The 20,831-nt window shown below is 56.2% G+C and carries 19 protein-coding genes and 2 pseudogenes; 11 read left to right on the top strand and 10 right to left on the bottom strand.

Going from position 1 to position 20,831, the window contains the following annotated elements; all coding sequences use genetic code 11:
• Positions 1 to 8: 8 nt before the first annotated feature.
• The 6 genes from AC25BC_RS16295 to AC25BC_RS16270 form a co-directional block, all read right to left on the bottom strand.
• Positions 9 to 1,013, bottom strand: coding sequence for a polysaccharide pyruvyl transferase family protein (locus AC25BC_RS16295; RefSeq protein ID WP_012758607.1), 1,005 nt, complete (start codon positions 1,011 to 1,013; stop codon positions 9 to 11).
• 31 nt (positions 1,014 to 1,044) lie between these two features.
• Positions 1,045 to 2,547 (bottom strand): lipopolysaccharide biosynthesis protein, encoded by a 1,503-nt coding sequence (locus AC25BC_RS16290; RefSeq protein WP_003561854.1) that lies wholly within the window; start codon positions 2,545 to 2,547, stop codon positions 1,045 to 1,047.
• Positions 2,548 to 2,698: 151 nt separating this feature from the next.
• Complete coding sequence (pssM, locus tag AC25BC_RS16285) at positions 2,699 to 3,601, bottom strand: exopolysaccharide glucosyl ketal-pyruvate-transferase (protein WP_012758606.1); 903 nt, start codon at positions 3,599 to 3,601, stop codon at positions 2,699 to 2,701.
• Positions 3,598 to 4,104, bottom strand: coding sequence for an acyltransferase (locus AC25BC_RS16280; RefSeq protein ID WP_003561851.1), 507 nt, complete (start codon positions 4,102 to 4,104; stop codon positions 3,598 to 3,600). Before AC25BC_RS16280 ends, pssM begins: the two co-directional genes overlap by 4 nt.
• Positions 4,104 to 5,255: a glycosyltransferase gene (locus AC25BC_RS16275; RefSeq protein ID WP_012758605.1), complete on the bottom strand. Its 1,152-nt coding sequence runs from the start codon at positions 5,253 to 5,255 to the stop codon at positions 4,104 to 4,106. The genes AC25BC_RS16280 and AC25BC_RS16275 overlap by 1 nt, the downstream gene beginning before the upstream one ends.
• Positions 5,256 to 5,286: 31 nt before the next feature.
• The gene (locus AC25BC_RS16270; protein WP_026157451.1) at positions 5,287 to 6,360 is read right to left on the bottom strand and encodes an endo-1,4-beta-xylanase; all 1,074 of its coding nucleotides are present in this window, start codon (positions 6,358 to 6,360) and stop codon (positions 5,287 to 5,289) included.
• A 206-nt stretch (positions 6,361 to 6,566) separates the two neighbouring features.
• Here AC25BC_RS16270 and AC25BC_RS16265 point away from each other — a divergent pair, with 206 nt between their 5' ends.
• Positions 6,567 to 6,941, top strand: coding sequence for a hypothetical protein (locus AC25BC_RS16265; protein WP_012758603.1), 375 nt, complete (start codon positions 6,567 to 6,569; stop codon positions 6,939 to 6,941).
• Between the two features lie 31 nt (positions 6,942 to 6,972).
• Here AC25BC_RS16265 and AC25BC_RS16260 read toward each other — a convergent pair whose 3' ends face one another.
• The gene (locus tag AC25BC_RS16260; protein WP_017994918.1) at positions 6,973 to 7,863 is read right to left on the bottom strand and encodes a DUF6030 family protein; all 891 of its coding nucleotides are present in this window, start codon (positions 7,861 to 7,863) and stop codon (positions 6,973 to 6,975) included.
• Between the two features lie 501 nt (positions 7,864 to 8,364).
• On the opposite strand from AC25BC_RS16260, the gene AC25BC_RS16255 reads away from it, so the two are divergent.
• The 7 genes from AC25BC_RS16255 to AC25BC_RS16225 all read left to right on the top strand — a co-directional run bounded on the left by AC25BC_RS16255 (position 8,365) and on the right by AC25BC_RS16225 (position 14,027).
• Positions 8,365 to 9,057 (top strand): class I SAM-dependent methyltransferase, encoded by a 693-nt coding sequence (locus AC25BC_RS16255; RefSeq protein ID WP_012758601.1) that lies wholly within the window; start codon positions 8,365 to 8,367, stop codon positions 9,055 to 9,057.
• Between the two features lie 171 nt (positions 9,058 to 9,228).
• Positions 9,229 to 9,654: a helix-turn-helix domain-containing protein gene (locus AC25BC_RS16250; RefSeq protein WP_012758600.1), complete on the top strand. Its 426-nt coding sequence runs from the start codon at positions 9,229 to 9,231 to the stop codon at positions 9,652 to 9,654.
• Between the two features lie 9 nt (positions 9,655 to 9,663).
• Positions 9,664 to 11,511, top strand: a complete 1,848-nt coding sequence (locus AC25BC_RS16245) for an SARP family transcriptional regulator (RefSeq protein ID WP_012758599.1) — start codon at positions 9,664 to 9,666, stop codon at positions 11,509 to 11,511.
• 20 nt (positions 11,512 to 11,531) lie between these two features.
• Positions 11,532 to 11,744: a hypothetical protein gene (locus AC25BC_RS16240; protein ID WP_003561841.1), complete on the top strand. Its 213-nt coding sequence runs from the start codon at positions 11,532 to 11,534 to the stop codon at positions 11,742 to 11,744.
• Between the two features lie 42 nt (positions 11,745 to 11,786).
• Positions 11,787 to 12,962 (top strand): YcaO-like family protein, encoded by a 1,176-nt coding sequence (locus tag AC25BC_RS16235; protein ID WP_012758598.1) that lies wholly within the window; start codon positions 11,787 to 11,789, stop codon positions 12,960 to 12,962.
• On the top strand, positions 12,959 to 13,675 hold the full coding sequence (locus tag AC25BC_RS16230) for a TfuA-like protein (RefSeq protein ID WP_487778524.1): 717 nt from the start codon (positions 12,959 to 12,961) through the stop codon (positions 13,673 to 13,675). Before AC25BC_RS16235 ends, AC25BC_RS16230 begins: the two co-directional genes overlap by 4 nt.
• Before the next feature lie 103 nt (positions 13,676 to 13,778).
• Complete coding sequence (locus AC25BC_RS16225; protein WP_012758596.1) at positions 13,779 to 14,027, top strand: hypothetical protein; 249 nt, start codon at positions 13,779 to 13,781, stop codon at positions 14,025 to 14,027.
• A gap of 404 nt (positions 14,028 to 14,431) precedes the next feature.
• Here AC25BC_RS16225 and AC25BC_RS16220 read toward each other — a convergent pair whose 3' ends face one another.
• Positions 14,432 to 14,638: a hypothetical protein gene (locus AC25BC_RS16220; protein ID WP_003542083.1), complete on the bottom strand. Its 207-nt coding sequence runs from the start codon at positions 14,636 to 14,638 to the stop codon at positions 14,432 to 14,434.
• 269 nt (positions 14,639 to 14,907) lie between these two features.
• On the opposite strand from AC25BC_RS16220, the gene AC25BC_RS16215 reads away from it, so the two are divergent.
• Complete coding sequence (locus AC25BC_RS16215) at positions 14,908 to 15,156, top strand: hypothetical protein (RefSeq protein ID WP_128438247.1); 249 nt, start codon at positions 14,908 to 14,910, stop codon at positions 15,154 to 15,156.
• A gap of 687 nt (positions 15,157 to 15,843) precedes the next feature.
• On the opposite strand, the pseudogene AC25BC_RS16210 reads toward AC25BC_RS16215, so the two are convergent.
• Positions 15,844 to 16,227 (bottom strand): annotated as a pseudogene (locus AC25BC_RS16210) (glycosyltransferase family 2 protein); the annotation flags it as partial.
• A gap of 145 nt (positions 16,228 to 16,372) precedes the next feature.
• Here AC25BC_RS16210 and AC25BC_RS16205 point away from each other — a divergent pair.
• Positions 16,373 to 16,495: pseudogene (locus tag AC25BC_RS16205) on the top strand (non-homologous end-joining DNA ligase); the annotation flags it as partial.
• Between the two features lie 212 nt (positions 16,496 to 16,707).
• On the top strand, positions 16,708 to 17,757 hold the full coding sequence (locus AC25BC_RS16200) for a glycosyltransferase family 2 protein (RefSeq protein WP_012758595.1): 1,050 nt from the start codon (positions 16,708 to 16,710) through the stop codon (positions 17,755 to 17,757).
• Here the strand turns inward: AC25BC_RS16200 and AC25BC_RS16195 are convergent.
• Positions 17,746 to 20,787, bottom strand: coding sequence for a trifunctional glycosyltransferase/class I SAM-dependent methyltransferase/polysaccharide deacetylase (locus tag AC25BC_RS16195; RefSeq protein ID WP_245459794.1), 3,042 nt, complete (start codon positions 20,785 to 20,787; stop codon positions 17,746 to 17,748). The genes AC25BC_RS16200 and AC25BC_RS16195 overlap by 12 nt on opposite strands.
• Positions 20,788 to 20,831 lie beyond the last annotated feature (44 nt).

Raw genomic sequence — 20,831 nt, 5'->3', positions numbered from 1 at the left:
CGTCTCAGTCATCCGCGAGCTCCTTGCCCGGCCTGGTGACGCGCCCATTCGATTCCATCTTCAAGCGACGTTGCCTTGTAAGAAAGGTCCGTCCCGCCGGAGAAGGCATTCATGAAGCGGCGGATCTTTCCGTAGCTGTTGTCCAATACGGCATGCGGCCGACCAAGCAGCAGCGAGCAGATATGAACGTGCAGGCGATCGGTGACGATGGCGCGGGCGCGTGAAATCTGGCTGATGCCGCGCTCGAAGCGGTTGTGCGCCGCCGCGTCCAGCTTGCGCAATGCCACTTCGCTCGGCTTCAGTGCCAGGAAAGCCGAAGCTGCCCCCAATTTCTTGGCGATATCAACCTTGCGTTTCGACTCGGTGATCCAGTCCTCCACAGGAATATCAGAAGGGATCTTGCGATCGGTGCCGCCAACCCGTTCCGCATCCTCTCGCAGCATGGCGAGGACGGAAATCTGCGTTGCCCTGTCCGGCAGCGGCCCGATGGCGAAGGCCATGTCGGGGCATAGCCGTACGGTGCAGTCGAAGTGCTTCTCGGAAAATTCCTTCGATTCTTCGTCGCGCACGAGCAGCACGAAATTCTTATGACGCGCGATTGCGCGTGCGGATTGCTCGATGCGCTCAGGTGAACTGTAGTGAATAGACTGCGGAAACTGGACGATCTGCCGATCCGGGAAACGCTCCATGATGGCTTCGCGGAAATCCTGGTGGGAAACCCAGATGTCGCCGAAATTGCCGCCACCATGAATGAAAATCGGACCGGTCGGCACGCGCTTTTTCAGCTCATCTGCGGAGAAGTCCGTCGTTCTCGAAACATAGTCCGGGCGTTTGCCGAAGCGATCCTTCAGATAGGCCATTTCGCCCATCCAGATTGCGGAGTCGCCGCAATTGCGGATGTCGGGAAAATCGAGGATCGCAAGCGGTTCATCGCGTGAGACATAGTCTTTCAGGCAATCGTGGATCATACCATTAAGTTTTGCGATCAGCTCCGTTCTGGATTGGCTGGTCATTCTGCCTCGCTTGTTGATGTTCGTTTAGCTTTTAGGCCGACTTGGGTACGGCCATACGTTTGGCTTTTGACAGGAACTTGACAAAGATACGCTGAACTTCGGTTTCCGGGCCATTTGGCTTCTTCATCGCGAGCCAAAGGACAAAGCTGGAACCGAGATAGAGAATGCCGCCGGTGACGACGAGGATGGCCAGGTGGAGTGCCAGCGCCAGCTTGTCGGTAGGGGTGTTCAGAAGATGCGACAATCCCCAGACGCCGGCAGCCATCAAGGCAACGCTGGCAAGCGCGCGGAAGTTTGCCGCGAGCTGCTGGAAGAATGGCAGATTGATCAAGCGCTTGACCAGAAGCATGTTGACTACGGTGGAAATCAGACCCGTCAACACGCGGGCATAAACGACGCCCGGAAGCCCGGCCATCATCAGACCGGCGATGATGATGGGCACGCGGACCACCAGCATCTGCGTGTCGCGGATGAACAGCATCTTGGTATGGCCCTTTGCCATGCCCAGCGGTTGGACGAGCGAACCGAGGGTCTGCAGAGCGAAAACCGATGCGAGTGCCTGTACGATGAAGATGGCGGGAACCCACTTTTCCCCCAAGGCAAGCCGCATCATCGGATCAGCTACGACTGCCATCCCGATTCCGGCCGGAAGCGCCACCGCCGCCAGAAGCGCCTGTGCACGCTGATAGGCGGCGACAAGCCGGACCGGGTCGTTGCGGACTTTCGAAAAGCCCGGGTAAATCGTCTGGTTCAACGGCGCCGTCGCCTCGCGCGTCGGCAGAGTCGAAAGGGTGTTGCCGACGGTATAATGGCCGAGCTGCGTGGCGCCCAGCATCTTGCCAATTAACAGATACTCGACCCGCCAGTTCAGGGTGTTGACGATCTGTCCGGCCGTCAGCCAGAGCGAGAACGAAAACAATTCTCGTGCATGCCGGAAGGTCACCCGTGGCCAGAATGGCAAGACGGTGTAGGAAACGATGATATTGGTAATCTGATAGGCGAGGGTACCAAGAACGAGAGCCCAGTAGCTCTGGTAGATGGCAGCGATTGCCACCGTCACGACAAAGCCAACCAGCTTTTGCGACACGTTGAGAACGAATTCTTGCCAGAAGATCAGATCACGCTGGAGCATGACGCGACGCGGATTGGCGAGACCACTCAGGAGCAAGCTGAAACTCAAAGCAAGCATGACGCTTGTCAGCCGGGGCTCGTTATAAAATTCGGCTATTGGATAGGCACTGGCGGCAAACAGCAACGCCAAGATCGCACTTCTTGTGACGCTCAACGTCCAAACCGCACTGAAATGAACCTCGCTCGGCGCCTCGTGACGAATGAGCGCCTGGTTGAGTGAGAGTTCGGTGACGGAGCTCAAGATGACCTGGATCGTCGTTGCAATGGCAACGAGACCGAAGTCGGCCGGTGCGAGGTACCAGGCGAGAACGAAGGTGCTGAGCGCCGAGAGCCCGTTGACGATGGCGCGGGATAGGCTCAGCCACATGCTGCCTTGAATCAGTCGATCGGTAACACTGCTCATGGTCGAACGGCTCCGCACGTCAAGGATACTGACCGTCTAAGCGGGCCGAGCGCCCATCCAAAGTGCTTGCCCCCCTTGCGGGAGGAGGGAGTGTTGGTGGAGTTTGAAAGGATCATGCCTTATCGCCTCGTCATGAATCCGGTTTGCATCATCACAGGACGCTTGCCGTTTTCTTGGAAAAATCCTGCTTCAGCCGATCCAGCTCCAGCAGCATTCTGTTGTGCGCATTTATCATGGACTCGTCGGAACTCAGCTGTCCTGGTTTCTCCGCCACCCGCTGCAGCGTCTTGACCGTCGACCCGAAGACATAATTGCCAGTGAGCTGACGGATGCGGCGGTGGCGGAACGTTATGTTCTTCAAAAGGTAGGTGTTTTTCCGTACCAGTGACGCTCCTGCTTCGACGAGGTTTGACGGGCCAATCGCGTCGAAGTCGATCTCGAGATCAAGCGCACTTGCCCAATCGTACCATTTGGCTCGATTCCCCGGCGCGATCGGCCGGATAGCCCGCCAGGGAACGCGCAGCGCGTCTGAGATGATGCAGCCATGCATCGCCTCGGACACCACTTTATGCGATGCGCTGATTTCGGTCAGAACCTTTTCCACCGGCCAGCGCGGATCGATATAGTGTATGCCTGCGAGTTCGCAGGCCTTATCCCAGCTGCCGTACATGGCGCTTTCGTAATGCGGCATGAAGGAGACCGGATAACGCTTCTCGATGCTTTTCGCATCCCAGCAGCTGCGCGTGAGGATGCCCGAATCGCCGATGGCGTAGCTCGGATCGATGCCGAGGATTTCGGCTGTCTTCTTTCCGCGCACGAAATAAAACGTCCAGTTGCGATCGACTTTCGGCGGGTTGGTGTAGCCGCCATAACCCGAGCCAAAGACAATCTTTTGCATGTTCGGGTCGAAATTGTCGTAGAGGATCGAGCCGATGCCGAGAAAGAGCTGACCTTCGTCGTCATCGAAGAAGCCGGGCAGCAGACGCTCCCAGAGCCAATGGTTCAGTTCGTCGCCAAAATTCTCGTGTTTCCCCCGGTAGGCAAACATCTTCATCGTGCTTCTCCAGTCGGCAAGTGCGTCACGATCTGCGAGACCGTCTCGTCTTCGCGTGCCATGCGTCCGTAACGCGAAATGATCTTGATGTCGCTGCGGATTATCTTTGCCGGATTGCCCGCGACGAGCGAGCGCGGCGGCACGCTCTTGGTCACCACCGAGCCCGAGCCGATGACGCATTCGTCGCCGATCTCGACGCCGGGCAGAATGATGCTGCGGGCGCCGATAAAGCAGCGCTTGCCGATCCTCGTGTGAAGATAGAGCCCGCGCGTGAGATCGTGGGTCAGAATCGCCGCCTCAAAGGCGACGTAAGTTTCCGCGCCGATATGCAATCCCTTCGGGTTGGTCTTGTCGAAACGCACGCTCAAGGAAAAGCTGGCCGTCGGATCGATGTCCATTCCCCAGAATTTCGTATAGTAGAGCCACTTGGCCTTCACAAATCCGTTCCGCAGTGGCCGAAATACATTCAGTCCCCACTTCGGCTTTTTTCCTGTCTGCACCATCAAGTCCGACCCCGGCTGGAAAATTCGTCTAGCACGGAACTGTAATAGTCCTCGAGCGTCCCCGTCTGACGACGTAAGTCGAAGCGTTCGGCCACCAGAAGCGGTGCCCGCGCGCTAAAGGCTGTCCACAGAGCCTGGTCGTTGAGCAGTCTTCCGACCGCCTCCGCCATTCCTGCGACATCCCGCTCCTCCACGAGATAACCAGTTTTCCCCTCTTCGATCGCTTCGCCGACGCCTCCCGAGCGAAATGCGACGACCGGAGTACCGACGGCTTCCGCCTCGAGATTTGCGAGGCCGAAAGCTTCGGCGTGACCATTGTCGAGGGTCACGCTTCCATGGAGATAAAGCTCCGCACTGGCGAGCAGATCTCTTATCTCAGTCTGCGACAGATTTTCATGGATCGTGACGCTTGGCAAGGAACGACGCGCCAGTGCTTCGATTTCCTCCTTCAAGGGACCCTGGCCGACCATGACGAATTCGACCGGAGTGCCGGCGGCGGCCACACGTGAAAGCGCATCGATCATGAAACGATGGCCCTTATAGTCGACGAAGCGGGCAATTGAAACCACGCGCCCTTTTTTTCGTGGACGAGGCTCCATTTTGAAGAGATCGAGATCGATGCCGATATGATGGCGATAGACGCGTTCGGCCGGAAAGCCGAGTGCCAGCAGCCGATCTCGGATGAAATCGGAAACGGCGATGTTCCAACTGTTCCAGCCGGCCATCTCGTTCCGGCCCTTGGCGAAGAAGCGCACCTGATTGAAGCCGCCCGGCTTTTTCGGGTCGCCGCGATAGGTGGCGTCGAAGCCGTGGAAGGTCGTGATCAGCGGCTTGCCGGCGGCCCGGGCCAACGGGCCGATGACATACCCGTTCTTGCCAAAATGGGCGTGAACGAGATCGGCTTTGCCGATCGCAGGAAAGAGGAAGGGAAGGCCGATCTGCGGGATTTTCAGTAGCAGTTCACCGGCCCGCGCAATGGGAGACCGACGGATGTCATGAACCGGAACAGTGGATTTTTTTGTATGCGCCGAAGAAATTCGCGAGCCGGCAAGAATTTCAGCTTCGAAAGAACGAAACGCTACCGCCTGGTTGAGAACAAATGCCTGGCTGGCAGGCAAAAATTTTTCCACATAAATAACGGCTTTTTTCATGAATCTGTTTGCGTCTCCGTTGTCTTGTGCATCACATCGCCTCTATTGCCCGGCGGATACCGTCGATCGCACTTCTTGGCGCATTATTTTCGTCGTAAAGATTAACGCGCTTCGTGCAAGCCGCAGCGGGATCGGCCGCTTTCTCATCGCGCTCGCCGTATTTTTCCGACATGCCCCATACTGTCACGCCTTTCAAGTCGCCATGTTCGGCCGCCACGGTGATCACGTCACTGAAAATATCGGCGTAGGATGCCGGCGTGAAGGCTTTGTCGCGGTTCAGGAAGTGGCAGGACGCGTCCAGTTCGGTGATGAAAACGCCGACACCCATGTCCTTCAGCGCCGCGCAGAAGCGCCCCATTCCTTCCGGATCGATCCGGTCGAGTCCGGGGCGGAAATGCGCCTGCAGACCCACCGCATTGATCGGCGTTTTTTTGGCGACGAGATCCTCGACGATTTTCAGGATACGCGCGCGCTTCTGTTCGAACACGTCGGATTTTTTCTCCAGATGCGTTTCGTTGAGCACCAGCGTCGCGCCGGGATTGGCCTGGTGCGCCATGTCGAAACTCATACGGATATAATCGTCGCCAAGAAGGCGTCGGAAAACACAATCCCGCAGATCCGGTGCATCATACTCCAACGGTTCGTTTACCACATCCCATGCATCGATTGAGTTCTTATAGCGAGTGACAACCTGTTTTATATGACGGTTCATGGCCGCCTGAATGGTCTTTGCGTCGTTGATGTCAGACACCCAGCCCGGGACGCGATACCAGATCAGCGTATGGCCATAAACCCTCATGTTGTTTTTGCGCGCAAATGCAACCATGCGGTCGGCGCTGCCGAAGCTGAAAACACCCGGTCTCTTTTCCGTCGAATTCCACTTCAACTCGTTTCGCGGCGTTATTGAATTGACGTTGTCGATGTAGATCTCGGCAGCGGTTGGATCGTTGATGTTTTGCAGGTCGATTGCCGATCCGAATCGGAACGACTTCCTGTCGGCAAGGACGCGCAGCCCTGCGGAGGCAGGCACCTGCGCGAGGGCCTGGCCCGCACGGACATACAACAGGGCGAGCGGAACCGAGGCGAGGAAACGTCTTCTATTCATTCTATCTCTCACTGTTAGCTTTTTTCATGTCCGCGGTGGAATTTGAAAGGCCGGGCTCGTCGGCACCGATCCATCACGGGGCCTCGCGTTCAATTCAGCAGAGTAATACAACCTCAAATATACTTTCCCGGCAGGGGATATTGTTCGCGTCTGCTAGACTTTTCAGCATATTCCAAGATATAAACCGCTCGGGGAGGGCGCTCGTGATGGAAGATTGGTCCAGCTATCTGATGAGCTATTTTCACATGGCATTTCAAAATGCCGTTTTTTTTATGGCGGCCGTTCGAAACGGTCTGTCTGTTCTCGATGACTGGCAGTTCGCAGTCCTTGTTCTCGGCATTATCGGCATCATTTTTTTCCCGTTCGCAGCGCTGGTCAGAATGTCGTGGCGGTTGCGCCGATCGGAGGTCGTCATTCGCTCGCTGAACGAAGACCTTGCGCAAGTCACGCAGGACCTCAATGTCGAGCGTGTCTGGCGTCTGGCGGGTGGGGACTGTACCGAACGGCCGAGTGCGGACAGTTTGAAAGAGCTCTACAAGATAATGGCCAGACATCACGACGATGCCAGTCACATGGCGTGATCAGCCGACGCGTGGCATGAAGCCGAAGAACCTAATGCCGATGTTCCTGACTTTCAGCCGGAGCCTGGGTATGGGGAGGCTTGGAGACTGATTCCGGTTGTGGGCTGTCGGTCTCGACTGCGGGATCCGGCAACGGCAGCCATCTTCTGCCGGAAAAATAATTTCTGGTTCTTTTCTGAGGTCCTGAAGTTGCATCCAGCGAGAGCGTGAAGTTGTAATTCCCGGGATTGAGAACCTCGCGGCTGAAGCTGATACCGGCTCCGAAGCCGTCTTCCTTGATGTCCTTCAGATTCGTGATCGCGTTCAGGGTTTCGTGAAAATCGAGCCATTGCGGCTGGCGCAGCATGATTTCGAAAATTCGCAGAATGCCGGGATCGAGCTGGCCATTTTCATCGGTCTCGGGATTGATGATTTTCACGCGCATATTGTTGATCGTGCCGGCGGCGTCGCCGCGAACGATGACGAAGATAGAGCTCGAGAGCTGATCCTTCTCGCGCTTGCCGCTCCGCTCGAAAAAGCATTCGAACGTATCGGCGTTGAAGCTCGCCGCCGCCCAATCGCTGGTTTCGATGCCGGCATTGCGCAACGCCGCACACATTGCGGCGCCGGATATCCGCCATGTCCGCAGGAAAGTCGACGCGGTCTCTACCACGGGCGGTTCGATGACATGCAATGGAAGCGTGAAGGTGGCCGGTGGTGTCGGGCGGGGAAGGGCTTTGGGGGGAGGCGGTGTGACCTCCTGGGGGAAGAGATCGAAGCCAAAATAATGGCTGACCGTCTTTAAGTGTTTCATGTTGTTGGAAAGCAGCACCGTTCCCATGATCAGCGAGAGGGAAATCGTCAGCAGCAACCAGAAGACCACGGGAATCCGCGGTTTTCCCACAGGCTGTTTCGCATATGCGGACGACGAATTATCGGGCAAGCTTGTCTTCTCCGGCGCGAGAAGGGTTTCGATCGGGCTGTCTAAATCCAGCAGTATACATTTATCCGTTAAATATCTTTGGCTTCTTGTCGGCAATTGGGCACCTTTGTGCCTCGCCATCAGGCAGGGGCTACAGATCTCGGCGCCGCCGCCGTAACACCATTTCAATCGGCAATCTCCAATGTAACTGCGGGAAATCGCAATGGCAGATAGCGGATGATCTTGCCATTCAGCCTATGAATCGTCCGCTTTTGCATAGATTTTGTTCGCTCTCATTATGGATTCCGTTGAATTTTCTAGGGTATTCCTTGGTATTATTAGGTAAAATGCCAAACTATATTATTATGTATCATGTTTATAAATAACATTAACGCAAAAGTTTTATTTTGCACTATAAAACTATAGATTATATTCTGACTATCCTTGTGATTTGGCGGATTTCAATCAAATTTTCGACGTATTCTTCGATAGGGTTGCCGCGCAATCGCCGAGGGGAGGAACATGTCCGTCGAGCTAGACGCAACCACCTATGTTCATGCCAAACCAACAACCGCGCACGCCTATATCTTGCCCGCGGTGGTCGACGTGCTGGAGAGCCATTTCGACGGTTCTCTCGAGAACGACGTCTTTGATTTGGGATGCGGTACCGGCGGGGCGGCGGCGGCTCTTGCGGGAAAAGGATATTATGTCGTCGGCGTCGATCCTTCCAGCGATGGCATCGCCAAGGCCAATGTCAATTATCCCGAATTGCCGTTGAATGTCGGCTCGGCCTATGACGACCTTTCCAGGGAATACGGCACCTTCAATGCTGTCATCAGCCTGGAAGTCGTCGAACATGTCTACGATCCGAAGGCTTTCACCTCGACGATGTACGATCTCGTCAAGCCGGGCGGCATCGCCGTGATGTCGACGCCTTATCACGGTTATCTGAAGAACCTGGCCCTGGCTGCGATGGGGAAAATGGACGATCATTTCATGCCGTTGAAGGATCATGGGCATATCAAGTTTTGGTCAAAAGACACGCTGAGCACGCTGCTGCTGGATGCCGGCTTCGACAATGTTCATTTTGAATATGTCGGAAGGATTCCCGTTTTCGCCAAGTCGATGATTGCCGTTGCGCGAAAGCCTCTTAGAGATGGCGTCGGAGCGACACTGATTTCGGAGGGCATTCGTGCGCTGCGACGGGTGCGATAGAGCACGATGCGCATCCGCGCCAGATGGTGCTGGCTACGATAATCCACAGGTTGTTTTTACTGTGTGTGCTGCTGAAAAAATTCCTTACGAAATATTTACTTTTAGTTGCATTCTTGCTTAAACTCTCCATTATACAGCCGGGCGTGCTGATAAAGCGGGAGACTTATTCACATGAAGGCTAAATCGCCGAATTCGATTGACGTTTATGTTGGCAACCGCGTGCGCGTTCGGCGAAAGACGCTCGGGATGACCCAGAACGGCTTGGCCGAACTTCTGGGCATTACCTTCCAGCAGATCCAGAAATACGAAAAGGGAACGAATAGAATAGGCGCCAGCCGTCTTCAGCGCATATCCGAGATTCTTCGCGTGCCCATCGGCTTTTTCTTCGAGAACGGCGGCGCCGGACCGATCGACGGCGCGACGAATGAATTGAACAGCTTTTTGTCCTCGAAGGAGGGGTTGGCGCTCAACAAGGCATTCATCGCCATCGAAGACCCGAATATCAGGCAAAAGCTGGTGGCGTTGGCCAAAAGCCTGGCAGTCACGGGATTGTCTGACAGCGACAATGAGTTGCAAGATTCGGTTGTGAACAGCTGAGGATGGATCGTGCTTCATCTGCAGACATTTGGCGATCTGCGGTTGATCGAGACGAATGGCGACCAGGTTCGCTATCCGATCAAGGGCCTGTTGATGATGGCCCATCTCTATGCCGGCGCGAGCCATGAGCTCAGCCGGTACGAATTGGCCCAGTTTCTGTGGAATGATGTCGAACCAGAGCTGGCGCGGCTCAATCTGCGCAAACTGCTTTCCCGCATCCGCGAGACAGACGGCGGGCGCGCCGAATTGCCCTTCGATTTCACCGCCACCACGGTTCGTCTCAACACGCAGGCAGTTTCCAGCGATCTGGATATTTTTCGCGCCGGCGGTTCGCCGCTGGAGCGGCTGAACGCAATCGCCGAATTAACCCAGCGCGGGTTCATCGGAAATATCAAACCAGCGACAAAGCTGATAGACGCCTGGATCAGGGCCCAACGGGACGCTCAGGCGCTGCAGTTGCGGCAGGCACTGCTGGACGCGTTGCCGGATGCGCAAAAGCCCGGCGCTACGCGCTCCATTTCCGGCGCCGCTCTGCAGATCCTCGAACGGGATCCGAATGACGAGCAGGTCAGAGCCTTACTGCACCGGCTATCCGGCGGTTCGTCCCTCAGCGAAAGATTGCCGAACGATGACGGCCATGCCAGGGTACAGGTGAAGCGTTCCGAGGCCGGCGGTGAGGCAACTGCCGACATCGAACGCATGTCGCCAGCGCCGCTGATCCTGCCTCGACTGGTGCTGCTTCCCCCGACATCGAAACATGCCGATGCCGGGCTTGCGCTTGCCAATGCCCTGATCGAAGACGTCACGATCGAACTCTGCGCGCTCAGAAACATTTCCATCGTAGCGCCCCATACGGCCGGCCAGATCCGCCGCGATTCCGAGAAGGCTGCTGTGGTCGCCCGTCACTCGATCGCCTATCTTCTGGATACACGGCTTTCCGAAGAGGGATTGTTCGCCCAGCTGGTTTATTTTCCCACGGACGAGATCATCTGGGCCAATCGCTTTACGATGACGCCCGATATATTGCCGCGTCAGAGACGGCTGATTGCGCAGCAGTTGACTATGTCGGTGGCCCGCGAGCTGGCTGAAAACGAGGAAGAGCGCTTACGCTTCGAAGCCAATCCTGAGGCCTATCACGCCTATCTGGTCGGCTCGAGCCTGATGAGCAAATTGACATTGCCGCATATCCGCCGGGCACGAAAAGCTTTCAAGCAGTCGCTGTCGCACAAGGCGGATTTCTCTCCGTCATTTACCGGGCTGGCGAGAACCTTCACCAGCGAGTGGCTCGTGACGGCGCAGGGTAACAATGAGCTGCTGCATCTGGCGGAGCAGAACGCGCTTCGGGCCATCGAGCGGGATCCGGCCTCGGCGGCGGGCCATCGCGAGCTTGGCGTCACCAAACTCTATCTCGGCGATGTCGATGCCAGTGTCGCCGCACTTGATCTGGCGGAACAACTCAGCCCGCATTTTGCCGATGTCATCTACAGCCATGCCGACACGCTCGTGCATGCATCCCGCCCTGGCGACGCGCTCGCCAAGATCAGAAGAGCGATTTCGCTCAATCCGATCGCGCCTGACGCCTACCTCTGGTGCGCTGCGGGAGCGAGCTTCTTCCTGGAACAGTACGAGGAGGCCATCGCCTATGTCGAGGCGATGAAAGACAAGGCGCCGGCCCATCGCATCGCCGCGGCCAGTTGCGCAATGATCGGCGATCGAAAACGGGCGCTGTTCCATCGGCAACGAGCCGAAAGCATCAACCCGGTCTTCGACGTCGAGAAGTGGCTCACCATCGTTCCCTTCAAGGAAGATTGGCAAAAAGAGCTTTATCGGGAGGGCCTGCTGAAGGCCGGTTTTTAACAATAGCTGAGGGGCGTTACATGGCAAAAGCTGTTATTATAGGAATACCTGGTGAGGCGGGTCTCTGGCTTGCCGATCTCGACGCGGGTACGGTCAAGCCTCTCAATCCGACGGGGGAATTGGCGACTGCAAACGGCCTGCGCAAGGCCGGCGGCACTTTCGTCAAGGGCGTCGACCTCGCCGTTGCGGTTTCGTCGGCGCAGGTTGCCCTTTCCGGTCACGTCGACGGCTGAGCCGGCATTCTGACGCGCCGGTCCATATATTCCGACAGGATCATGTCGCCGCGGGAAACCCTTTCCCGCGTCGAACCTCTTTTGGCCGGGTTCGGCATTACCAGGGTTGCGCGACATACCGGACTGGACGACATCGGCATCCCCGTCTGGTGCGCATACGCTCCGAATTCCCGCTCGATCGTGATTGCCCAGGGAAAGGGCCTGACCGATCTCGATGCCAAAGTCTCCACTGTCATGGAAGCCCTCGAACGGGCGGTTGCCGGCGAACCCTCCGTCGATCTCGTCCGCGGCACCTCTTCCCGTCTGCAGGAAATGGGGCACAAGACCGACACGCTGAACTGCCTCACCGCTCTTCATAAACCCGATCTCGGACCGGACGAGGAGACGGAATGGGTTGCCGGCGTCGATATCCTCACCGGCGGCGAGGTCTATATCCCCTTTGAAGCGGTGGTGCTCGACCGCACACGTGACGCGCGATACTGGATGTCGTCGGACGGCCTGGCATCGGGAAACAATGTCGAGGAGGCGATCTTCCACGGCGTCCTGGAGCGTATCGAACGTGACGCCCATGTGCTGTGGCAGGTGGGCGCGGAACCGGATCGTTATGCCGGCTGCGTCGATCCCCGCGGCTTTAAGGACGGCGCCCTGGACGGGCTGATCGACAAGATCGAAACATCGGGATTGGCGCTCAGGCTCTTCGATATCACCAGCGACATCGCGATCCCCTGTTTCACCGCCATGCTGGGCCCTGGAGATCCGATTCTGGGCCACCGGGATATTCGCCTCGTCGAGGTAACCGGCGGAACCGGCGCTCATCCGTCTCCCGTGCGCGCGGCCATTCGGGCGGTGACGGAAGCCGTGCAATCCCGGCTGACCTATATCAGTGGAGCCAGGGACGATATTTCTCCCGCAACTTTCTCACGATCGTTGCCGCCGCTGATGCGGCGGGCCTTCGATGCGGTTGCCGCACCGCCCGCTGCCGCCATCGGCAATGCCGGGGCGGCAGGACTTCGGCAACAAGATCTGGCGCACTTGCTGCAGCATGTGCTCGATGCGCTCAGAAACAGGCGGATCGCTTCGGTGATCGCCGTGCGCCTGAGCGAGGACACGCTTCCCTTCAGCGTCGTCAAGATTGTCATCCCCGAGCTCGAAAATCCGGAGGGAGCGCGCGCCCGGCGGTTTGGAACGAGGGCGCTTGCCAGGGCAATAGGGTTTTGAAGATCATTTTCGCAGGTCCCAGTCTTCCCGATGCGGCGTCGCTTGCCGGCGAGGGGATACGCATCCTGCCGCCTGCCACGCAAGGCGATGTCCTGGCTGCCGTGGAACAAGGCGCCAATGTCATCGGCCTGATTGACGGCGCCTTCGAATATGCCGCACCGGTCTGGCACAAGGAAATTCTCCATGCTCTTTCGCTGGGCGTCGCGGTTTTCGGGGCGGCAAGCATGGGCGCGCTGCGCGCTGCGGAATGCCATCCGTTCGGCATGATCGGGATCGGCCGCATTTTCGAAGATTATCGCACCGGCCGGCTGGTCGACGATGCCGCCGTCGCACTCACGCACGCGCCGAGCGCGCTGGGCAGCAAAGCGCTGACGGTACCGCTCGTCAATGTCAGCGCAACGCTCGATGTGATGGTGGATCGCGGGCTGCTGGCAAGTGGGGTGCGCCAGGAGCTCGAAGATGCCGCAAGCGCGATCTTCTTCAAGAAGCGGTCATGGCGATCGATCGTCGAGCAATGTGGAGGGCTGGCCGAGCGCGATCGTACGGATCTGCTCGCGGTACTACTGTCGAATGCCATCGATCAAAAACGCATCGATGCCTTGGCGTTGCTGAAAGCCGTGCAGGACTCCCGTGACATTCGCTCGAGTGCCGATCTGCCCTGGAAACTGCACGAAACCTCATTCCTGACGCGCCCTGCATGTGAACCATTGTGAACCGAAGCCGGCAATAGTCACCGAGGGTTGTGTCACGCTTTTTTCACGGGCTGGATCACCTCCACACGCGTATCATTTCTTCAATTCATTGGAGAAATGGGGCATGGGCGTGACATCGGTTTTCAAGATGGATGCAGACCAAGGGGCGGAAGACGGTCTGGAAGAGCTCGTCGCGTTGGCGCGAATGATCGCCTATGCGCGACAGGTCGCTCAGGATGTCAAACTGCCGTTCGCGACGAATTGCCTCGACCTTGCGCTCGAGGCCGTGAAGCAGGAGGTGGGGGAGGGTTTGACCAGGGAACTGGCTGAATTGAGCTCTCCAGTTCCGCAAGTGAGTGTGAGAAGTCATTAGTACGGCGCGTCCGATCGGACACGCCGAGAACGCTCCACCACTTCAAACCCGCGATAACCCCGAAAATCAGCTTCGATTTTCGGGGTTATGCGTGTGGTTGCGCGCAGCCAAGCAGTCGTCAATCGAACGGAGCCGTTTATTTCAATCGCCGTGAGGCAACGCGCTGAAACGGACGCCCGGTAAGGGCCTATGGTTCGGCGTTTCGTGTCAATTGTAGGTTAGGGGAGCCCGGCTCGTTTCCGGCCGCTGGCGCTTTATTCAGAAGCTGTTCGACATCCATCTCACGGATGGTTTCGAGCGAGGGGCAAGCGGCTTCACTGACGTTGCCTCCGGGCAGGGAGGCGGCGCGATTTCGCACTCAATGTCTTCTGCACGGCCAGCCTTTCGACGACCGACCCTTCATCTTAATGGGTCAGGTTGCGCTTCTGTGCCAGCAGCAGAATGTAGTCGTCGGCGATGTCTGCGATGGCCATTGCGACTTCCGCCGGATCGCATCCCTCGACCTTCGTATTTGCAATGAACTGATAGACCGCCTTCTCGATCTGCTTCCGGCAGATCATCACGCGCTCATCGTAACCAAATTCCGGAATCTGCGATGCTATATCACTCATCAGGTCGGCTCCCTCACTACTTACAGTGACCATGACACAAATTATAAGTTGAGCAAGCAAATGCTTTATGAAGGGTTAATTCGTTGGCGAGGTGCGACCATTTCGACACAGGTCGGGGTGTGAAACAGGCTATTGGCGTGTTGAATCAGGACTGACCAACTTCGCCCAAGCGTATCGGTTGTTTCGTATCGGGAGGCTCGCCAAAGGGGATAGGTATGTCCTGCGCCGCGGGTTGTGGGTCATATTTCCATTGGCGAGTGCAGGCTTATATGCCGACCTTTGAAATGACAGACCGAATGCTGTTGGCTGAATCGATCGGTACAGGTCGCGTGGAGTTGGAAAATATTTTTATTTATCAATATATTACCTTTTTATTCGGCAGTCTTGAATTGCATCGGCAGCTTTTTCCCGCGCAATCATCCCGAGATTGTTGGGCTATCGGCTGGGACAACCTCACCAATGATGAAGGCAGTTGCCGGGTCGTTGAGAGCCCCGGGGCGGGAAGTGGCTGTCGGTAGATCTTCTGTTCCGGCGTCGAAGGTAATGCCGATGCTTTTGAAACTTTAGGCACAATAAGTTTGTATCTGTAACTGACTTTAGAAAGTAAAATTTTATCAAAAGGTAAAATTATTAATTACAGATAATGGTTGTATTTAAAAATCAATTATAAGATGACTAAGGAGTTTCATCCCGATAATCATAAGAGGTATTATGCTTCCGTGTGGCATCGATACTTATGATGTTTTACCGGATGACAATCTCGACTTTATGACAATCTTTCTGTCTCTGCAATTCATTGCGGATCCGAAAACACCCCGAGATGAATTGAAGCGCCGGTCGAAATATTGACAAAAAAGAACCCGAGCTTTGACCTTCACTTGCCGATGATGGGGGATTTTCTGATCAAGCCGATCTCAACAGCATGATACCACTATCCAAGTAAGATCTAATTATGCTGATGCAGCGAGAACGGCGACCGCATTATGGCAATCAGCCGGGAAGCAAAGTTGAGGACCCGCCGGGGTGGTTGGCGGGTCCTCCAGTAGGAATGCTTGCACAGTGCGTACGTATGATTGCAGTTAAAATCGACATTGTCGAAGTTCATTATTGGGGTAATTCTTTTTTATGTAGATTACTCCATTTTTTAGCAATTACTATTCTGTTTTAATATAAAATTTTGTAGTACAAAATAGTGGAGATAGTCGTCAGGCCTCCTGCGAAATCGCCGCAGAGCATTGGCCAGACCGATCGATCTCAGACAAGCGGCTGAGCAATGCCTCCGTTCTAAAGCGAGACCAACCGCCAACCAACGGGAGAAGCGGGTCTATCTCGTCGAATTTCCTGAGATTCTTTTGCTTCTGTTCCCTCGCTGGCCAGACTTTCGATAACGCCCTGCGTGAGGCTCTGTTGGCTTTTGTAAAGATCAATCTGGTGAGGATGCAGGAGGCGAGCATTGGGCCATGATGATAAATGTGTCTGAGCGAGGTCGCAGCGCTGGACCAGTCTTTCAAAGCGGCAAATTTTGAAAATGCATAAAGATGCGCCGACGCGCGGGCGCAGCAGACGACAAAAGCTGGTAGAGTTTCATTATCGATGGCACCCATTTTACGGGGTTGTTTTCGGCACGGAGGTCGCGAGGATCGGGCCAGCAGTGCGATCGTACGGATAGAGGTTCGACCGGGCGAAGTCATTCAGGTTGCAGAATGGACGTTGGACCGGGCGTTTTGCATCGGCATGGGGCCGGCGTTGATGATCATCGATGGCGGGGCAGTTGTGCTCGACGAGGAGGGGCGGCCGGGTTTCGGGCTGCTGCAGCGATCGCTGGGCGCACCCGGCAAGAAAGCTGGCAATCACAGCTGTGCATCGATGGATACGGATCAGCTTCTTCACAGGTAGATGGTAGCCGTCTTTTTGGCGGCGCGCGTCACTTTGCACCGGCAATCTATCGACTACGAACAGCTGCTGGCTAGAAATATCTTTGTCGAATAACCATTGCTCCATTTATTGAAACTCAAACGTCCATCTTGGTGTAACTTCCTCGCGATCGTGTGGACTTCGGAGTTGAGAGCTTGAAGAAATCGGCAAGAAGTGAAGTAACTGTTGCTGTTGTAATCCCGGCCTACAACGCGGAACGAACTCTGGCTGAAACAATCAGCAGCGTTCGCAATCAAACGCATCATGCGCTCGATATCGTCGTGGTGGACGACGGTTCTAAGGACGATACCCTGGCTGTTGCGCAAGAAATCGTTAAAATTGATCCGCGCGTGCGAGTATTGAAACAAAGAAATTCCGGCGTCGCTGCTGCTCGAAATGCGGGTTGGCGCTCTACCCCTGCCGACCTAGTGGCATTCCTAGATGCTGATGACCTTTGGTCACCTGATAAAATTGAGCGACAATTGGTGGCATTGGAGACAGGCGGCCCACAAGTTGGGCTAGTCTACACGTGGTATGCGATGATCGACCACAAGAATTACGTCATTTACCGGAGCAATGAGATTTCTGTCGAGGGAGATGTGCTCGACGAAGTACTTGCCAAAAACTTCATCGGAAATGGAAGCTCGCCACTCGTACGACGGAATATCCTCGACGCGACGGGAGGATTTGACTCCTCACTCCAACAGCGCGAGGCGCAGGGATGTGAAGATTATCTCTTCTACTGCCTTGCCGCTGAACTCTCGCATTTTGTAGTGGTGCCGGATCATCTTGTCGGCTATCGCCAAACCCCCGACAACATGTCAGCCAACCTCACGCGAATGCTTCGGTCCTGGATTCTGGTCGCGGATGAAATGCTAAAAAGACACCCGGAAAGGGGCTTTGCAATCCGGGCCGGCCTACGCGGCTGCGGCCGGTGGCTCGCCCAGAGGGCGGTTGAACAAGGCCGATACCGCGCGCTCATCGGACTTGTGGCTACCATGTCGCGACATGATAAGCCAATTGCCGCCAAGATGCTTGTGGTCGACGCGAGATCAAAGGCAATGAAGAGCCTCAAGAAAAAGGCCCGGTCATGGCTGAAGCAGGAACCTTATTTCTCTCCAAATCCCAATCATCGCTTTGCTCTAGGAACAAAGTACGATGCGGGTTGGACGGTGGCCCCCCCCATTCTTGTCTCAGCCAAATAGCAGATTTGCAAACTCTGACTGGCTGATCCCGCGAAAGACCTCCTGTCTTTTCAATGCGAGCTTATCGGCATCCGCCCGCACCGTGCCACCGACGCAGCTTAACCCGATCCGGTAACCACATTGTTCGGCTATGTCCCGGATAGCGGGGTCGAAGTCGCCGTACGGATAAGCGACCGCCAGCACTTCTCGACCTAGACGTTTTTCAAGCATTGCTTTGGAGCCAGCAAGCTCTCGCAATAGGCTCTCCGGTGCCAGGGCAGATAAACGCACGTGCCGGACACCGTGGGCGCCCAGCGTCACGTCGCTGTTCGCGACTGCCGCAAGTTCCTCCCAAGTTAGCAGTGGAGCTGGCGATCCATAGGCCGAATCCCATATTGCCGAGCCGCCGACCCGATCGGTTGGGACAAAGAGTGAGGATGGGAAGCCGTATCGATGGAGCAGTGGGAGGGCATGCGTCATGAAATCGCGTGTAGCGTCGTCAAAGGTCAGAACTAATGTCTTTTCGGGCGGTTTGGCACCTTCATCGAAACAAGCAAGCAGCCGATCCAAAGTCATCCCGCGCCATCCGGCGTCGCGCAGGAAGGCCAGTTGAGTTTCGAAAGCCTCCGGAGACTGGCGGTATCGAGCAAGCTGTTCAGCACCGTCGTCCGAAACCTGATGATACATCAAGATCGGGACATCGTTCCAGTCGGCGGCCGCTTCCACAACTTGCCCCCCTCTCCAGCGTACTTGGCTGGCGACCTGAAGAGGCAAGGGCTGTGCCGTGTTTACTTCCACGCGTGTGGGCTCAAGGAAGCCCCCGAGCTCCACCTTCTCGAACCTTTGGATTCTATAGAGCGGACTCTTGGCTTCGACCGAGAGAGTTAAATCCGGATGCTGGTCAAACATCTCACCTATGCCGACCGCACCGAATTCATGCGGCCACCCAAATCCTGTCTCATGCGGCATATCAATCAGGAGGTTGGCGTGGGCAGTAACGAACCAACCACCCGTGCGAAGACTGCCCGCAATCTTATCGACTATCTGCTGGAGTTTTTCTCTGTTCTCGAAATAGTACAGAACTTCACTGCAGACGATGAGATCGTAAGGCCCTTCTAGCGCGTCGCTCAAAAGATCCAACTGCCGATAGGCTACCGCGGAACCATGGTCCTGAAGCGAGGCCGCTCGAGCGACTGCCGACGCCGAAATGTCGGTCGCCAGCAGGTTGTCGACGCGGGGGGCCAACATCCGTGTAAAGGTTCCTTCCGCGCAGGCCAGCTCAAGGCCGTTTGAAAAGCGCCGATCGTCCAACAACGAGAGTGTTTGAAGATATTTCACAGTCTCATAGTTGTTTCGGTAGTCCCAAGGGTCTACCTGGGAAAACAGCTCCTCCCAGTACGCCTCCGTATCGTATCTCGGCACCTCATCGCCCACTGGGCCGGTTTTTTTCGACGGCATCTCCATGGACATCTGCGTTGAGGCTGCAACCGCCCGCTGGCTTTCCTCTTCAACGATTCGATCGAATTCGGCGCGCCCGGCGTGCGCCATGCCTGATATCGAGTCGACACGTGTTGGTGTCGGCTCTTTCTTGCTCCACCAACCCGTTACTGTCTTTGCTTCGGCCCAATATGATACTTTCGCCATGAGCTTCAGCACCTGTTGAGCTACTCCGCTGTAGCTTGGCGCTGCCATGCTGGCGGCGGCGCGCCCGTCATCCTGATCAGAAAGATTGACGAAGCCATCTTCTGCCAACAAAGCTGCTGCTGGGTGGTTCAGATCGTCGAACTCCGGGCCGAACTCCCTCCTAAGTCGATTTCGTATAGCATCCGCTTCGATTGCTCCGAAGACAACAAACTCCAGTTGCCCCAGCAGCGTCGAACCTCGCCAGATGCAACAGCGCAACCGCTCAATGTCGGGCAAGATAAGGTCGACGATAGGTTGATCCAAATCAATTGGCTGTATCCTTGTTCTCCCGATCGTGGTGGGCACGTTGGTCGGCAGCTGGTCAGCGACCTTTCGCTCCAGTGAACGAACCAACAGGGAACCAAAAGCTTCTTGGGGAGCATGCCGATCAAGCCAAGCCTCTAGGGCCGGAAGCTTGTCCTGGATCTTCGACCAGAGTCCGGGCCAGATCGGCTCGTCGGGGAAGGCGCCGACCACAATCCCGTCTATCATTATTGCGCAGAACGCGTAGACATCGGCGTCAGGTGGGATAGGCTCTGCCACCCGGTCAAGCAGTTCGACAGGATTGTCGCCCTGACCTATTGAGGCGCCGACAAGCCAGATCGCGAGATACCAGCACGCCATTCCCAAAGCAGCTTTTGTTATTCCCTGGGCGAGCGCCGGCACCGGATAGGCAATGCGCGGATCGGAATTGTGGCCGCGCCGGATCACCTGAAGACCAAAATCGAGATGCTTAACCCTGTTTGACGACAGCGAACCGGCCGCTACGCTAACGTCAGCCATCAGGCCTTCGACCGGCGCGAATTCGGCGCCAGCTCGAGCGAGACGCTGCCACAGGTCCCAATCCTCGCACATTTTCATCTCTGGATCGAAGCCGCCGACTTCTGCAAGCCGGGACCGGCGAAGCAAGGCGGCGTGGATCGCGAAGGGGCAATAGCGCGCTGTTTCGGCAAACGGATTGTCCATTTTTACTGCGGGGTGAGACTGCCACCAGGGAGCACCATTTTTCAGACGGCGCCAACCGCAATGCAGAATGTCGGCCTGCGGCAAAGTTCGTGTGTGATTCAGCATGGTTTCGAGATGGAAGGGTGCCAGCGCGTCGTCTGAGTCGAGAAAGACGACCCAGTCGCCTTTCGCCTGTGCCAGGCCCGCATTGCGAGCAGCCGAAACGCCGCTCTGCTCCTGCCGCAGCACACGGAAGCGCGTATCCCGAGCCGCGAAACGGTCCGCGATCTCAGCGGTCTGATCGGTTGAACCATCATCAATGATGAAGCATTCCCAGTCGGGATGACTTTGCGCTATCAGGCTCTCCAAAGTCGAAGAAATCGTTGTTTCCGCTCCATGCGCCGGTGTGATGATGGAAACCATCGGCATAATTGTTGCTTCCTACGATAACGATCACGCTAGTGTAC

Source organism: Rhizobium sp. WSM409, assembly GCF_057653825.1.
The sequence above is the reverse complement of the archived record's forward strand: the minus strand, read 5'-3'. Positions and strand labels throughout refer to the sequence as shown.

Coding starts and splice junctions, on each gene's coding strand:
- AC25BC_RS16295 (WP_012758607.1), bottom strand. CDS start 1,013: ATGACCAGCCAATCCAGAACGGAGCTGATCGCAAAACTTAATGGTATG.
- AC25BC_RS16290 (WP_003561854.1), bottom strand. CDS start 2,547: ATGAGCAGTGTTACCGATCGACTGATTCAAGGCAGCATGTGGCTGAGC.
- pssM (WP_012758606.1), bottom strand. CDS start 3,601: ATGAAGATGTTTGCCTACCGGGGGAAACACGAGAATTTTGGCGACGAA.
- AC25BC_RS16280 (WP_003561851.1), bottom strand. CDS start 4,104: ATGGTGCAGACAGGAAAAAAGCCGAAGTGGGGACTGAATGTATTTCGG.
- AC25BC_RS16275 (WP_012758605.1), bottom strand. CDS start 5,255: ATGAAAAAAGCCGTTATTTATGTGGAAAAATTTTTGCCTGCCAGCCAG.
- AC25BC_RS16270 (WP_026157451.1), bottom strand. CDS start 6,360: ATGAATAGAAGACGTTTCCTCGCCTCGGTTCCGCTCGCCCTGTTGTAT.
- AC25BC_RS16265 (WP_012758603.1), top strand. CDS start 6,567: ATGGAAGATTGGTCCAGCTATCTGATGAGCTATTTTCACATGGCATTT.
- AC25BC_RS16255 (WP_012758601.1), top strand. CDS start 8,365: ATGTCCGTCGAGCTAGACGCAACCACCTATGTTCATGCCAAACCAACA.
- AC25BC_RS16250 (WP_012758600.1), top strand. CDS start 9,229: ATGAAGGCTAAATCGCCGAATTCGATTGACGTTTATGTTGGCAACCGC.
- AC25BC_RS16240 (WP_003561841.1), top strand. CDS start 11,532: ATGGCAAAAGCTGTTATTATAGGAATACCTGGTGAGGCGGGTCTCTGG.
- AC25BC_RS16235 (WP_012758598.1), top strand. CDS start 11,787: ATGTCGCCGCGGGAAACCCTTTCCCGCGTCGAACCTCTTTTGGCCGGG.
- AC25BC_RS16225 (WP_012758596.1), top strand. CDS start 13,779: ATGGGCGTGACATCGGTTTTCAAGATGGATGCAGACCAAGGGGCGGAA.
- AC25BC_RS16220 (WP_003542083.1), bottom strand. CDS start 14,638: ATGAGTGATATAGCATCGCAGATTCCGGAATTTGGTTACGATGAGCGC.
- AC25BC_RS16215 (WP_128438247.1), top strand. CDS start 14,908: ATGCCGACCTTTGAAATGACAGACCGAATGCTGTTGGCTGAATCGATC.
- AC25BC_RS16195 (WP_245459794.1), bottom strand. CDS start 20,787: ATGGTTTCCATCATCACACCGGCGCATGGAGCGGAAACAACGATTTCT.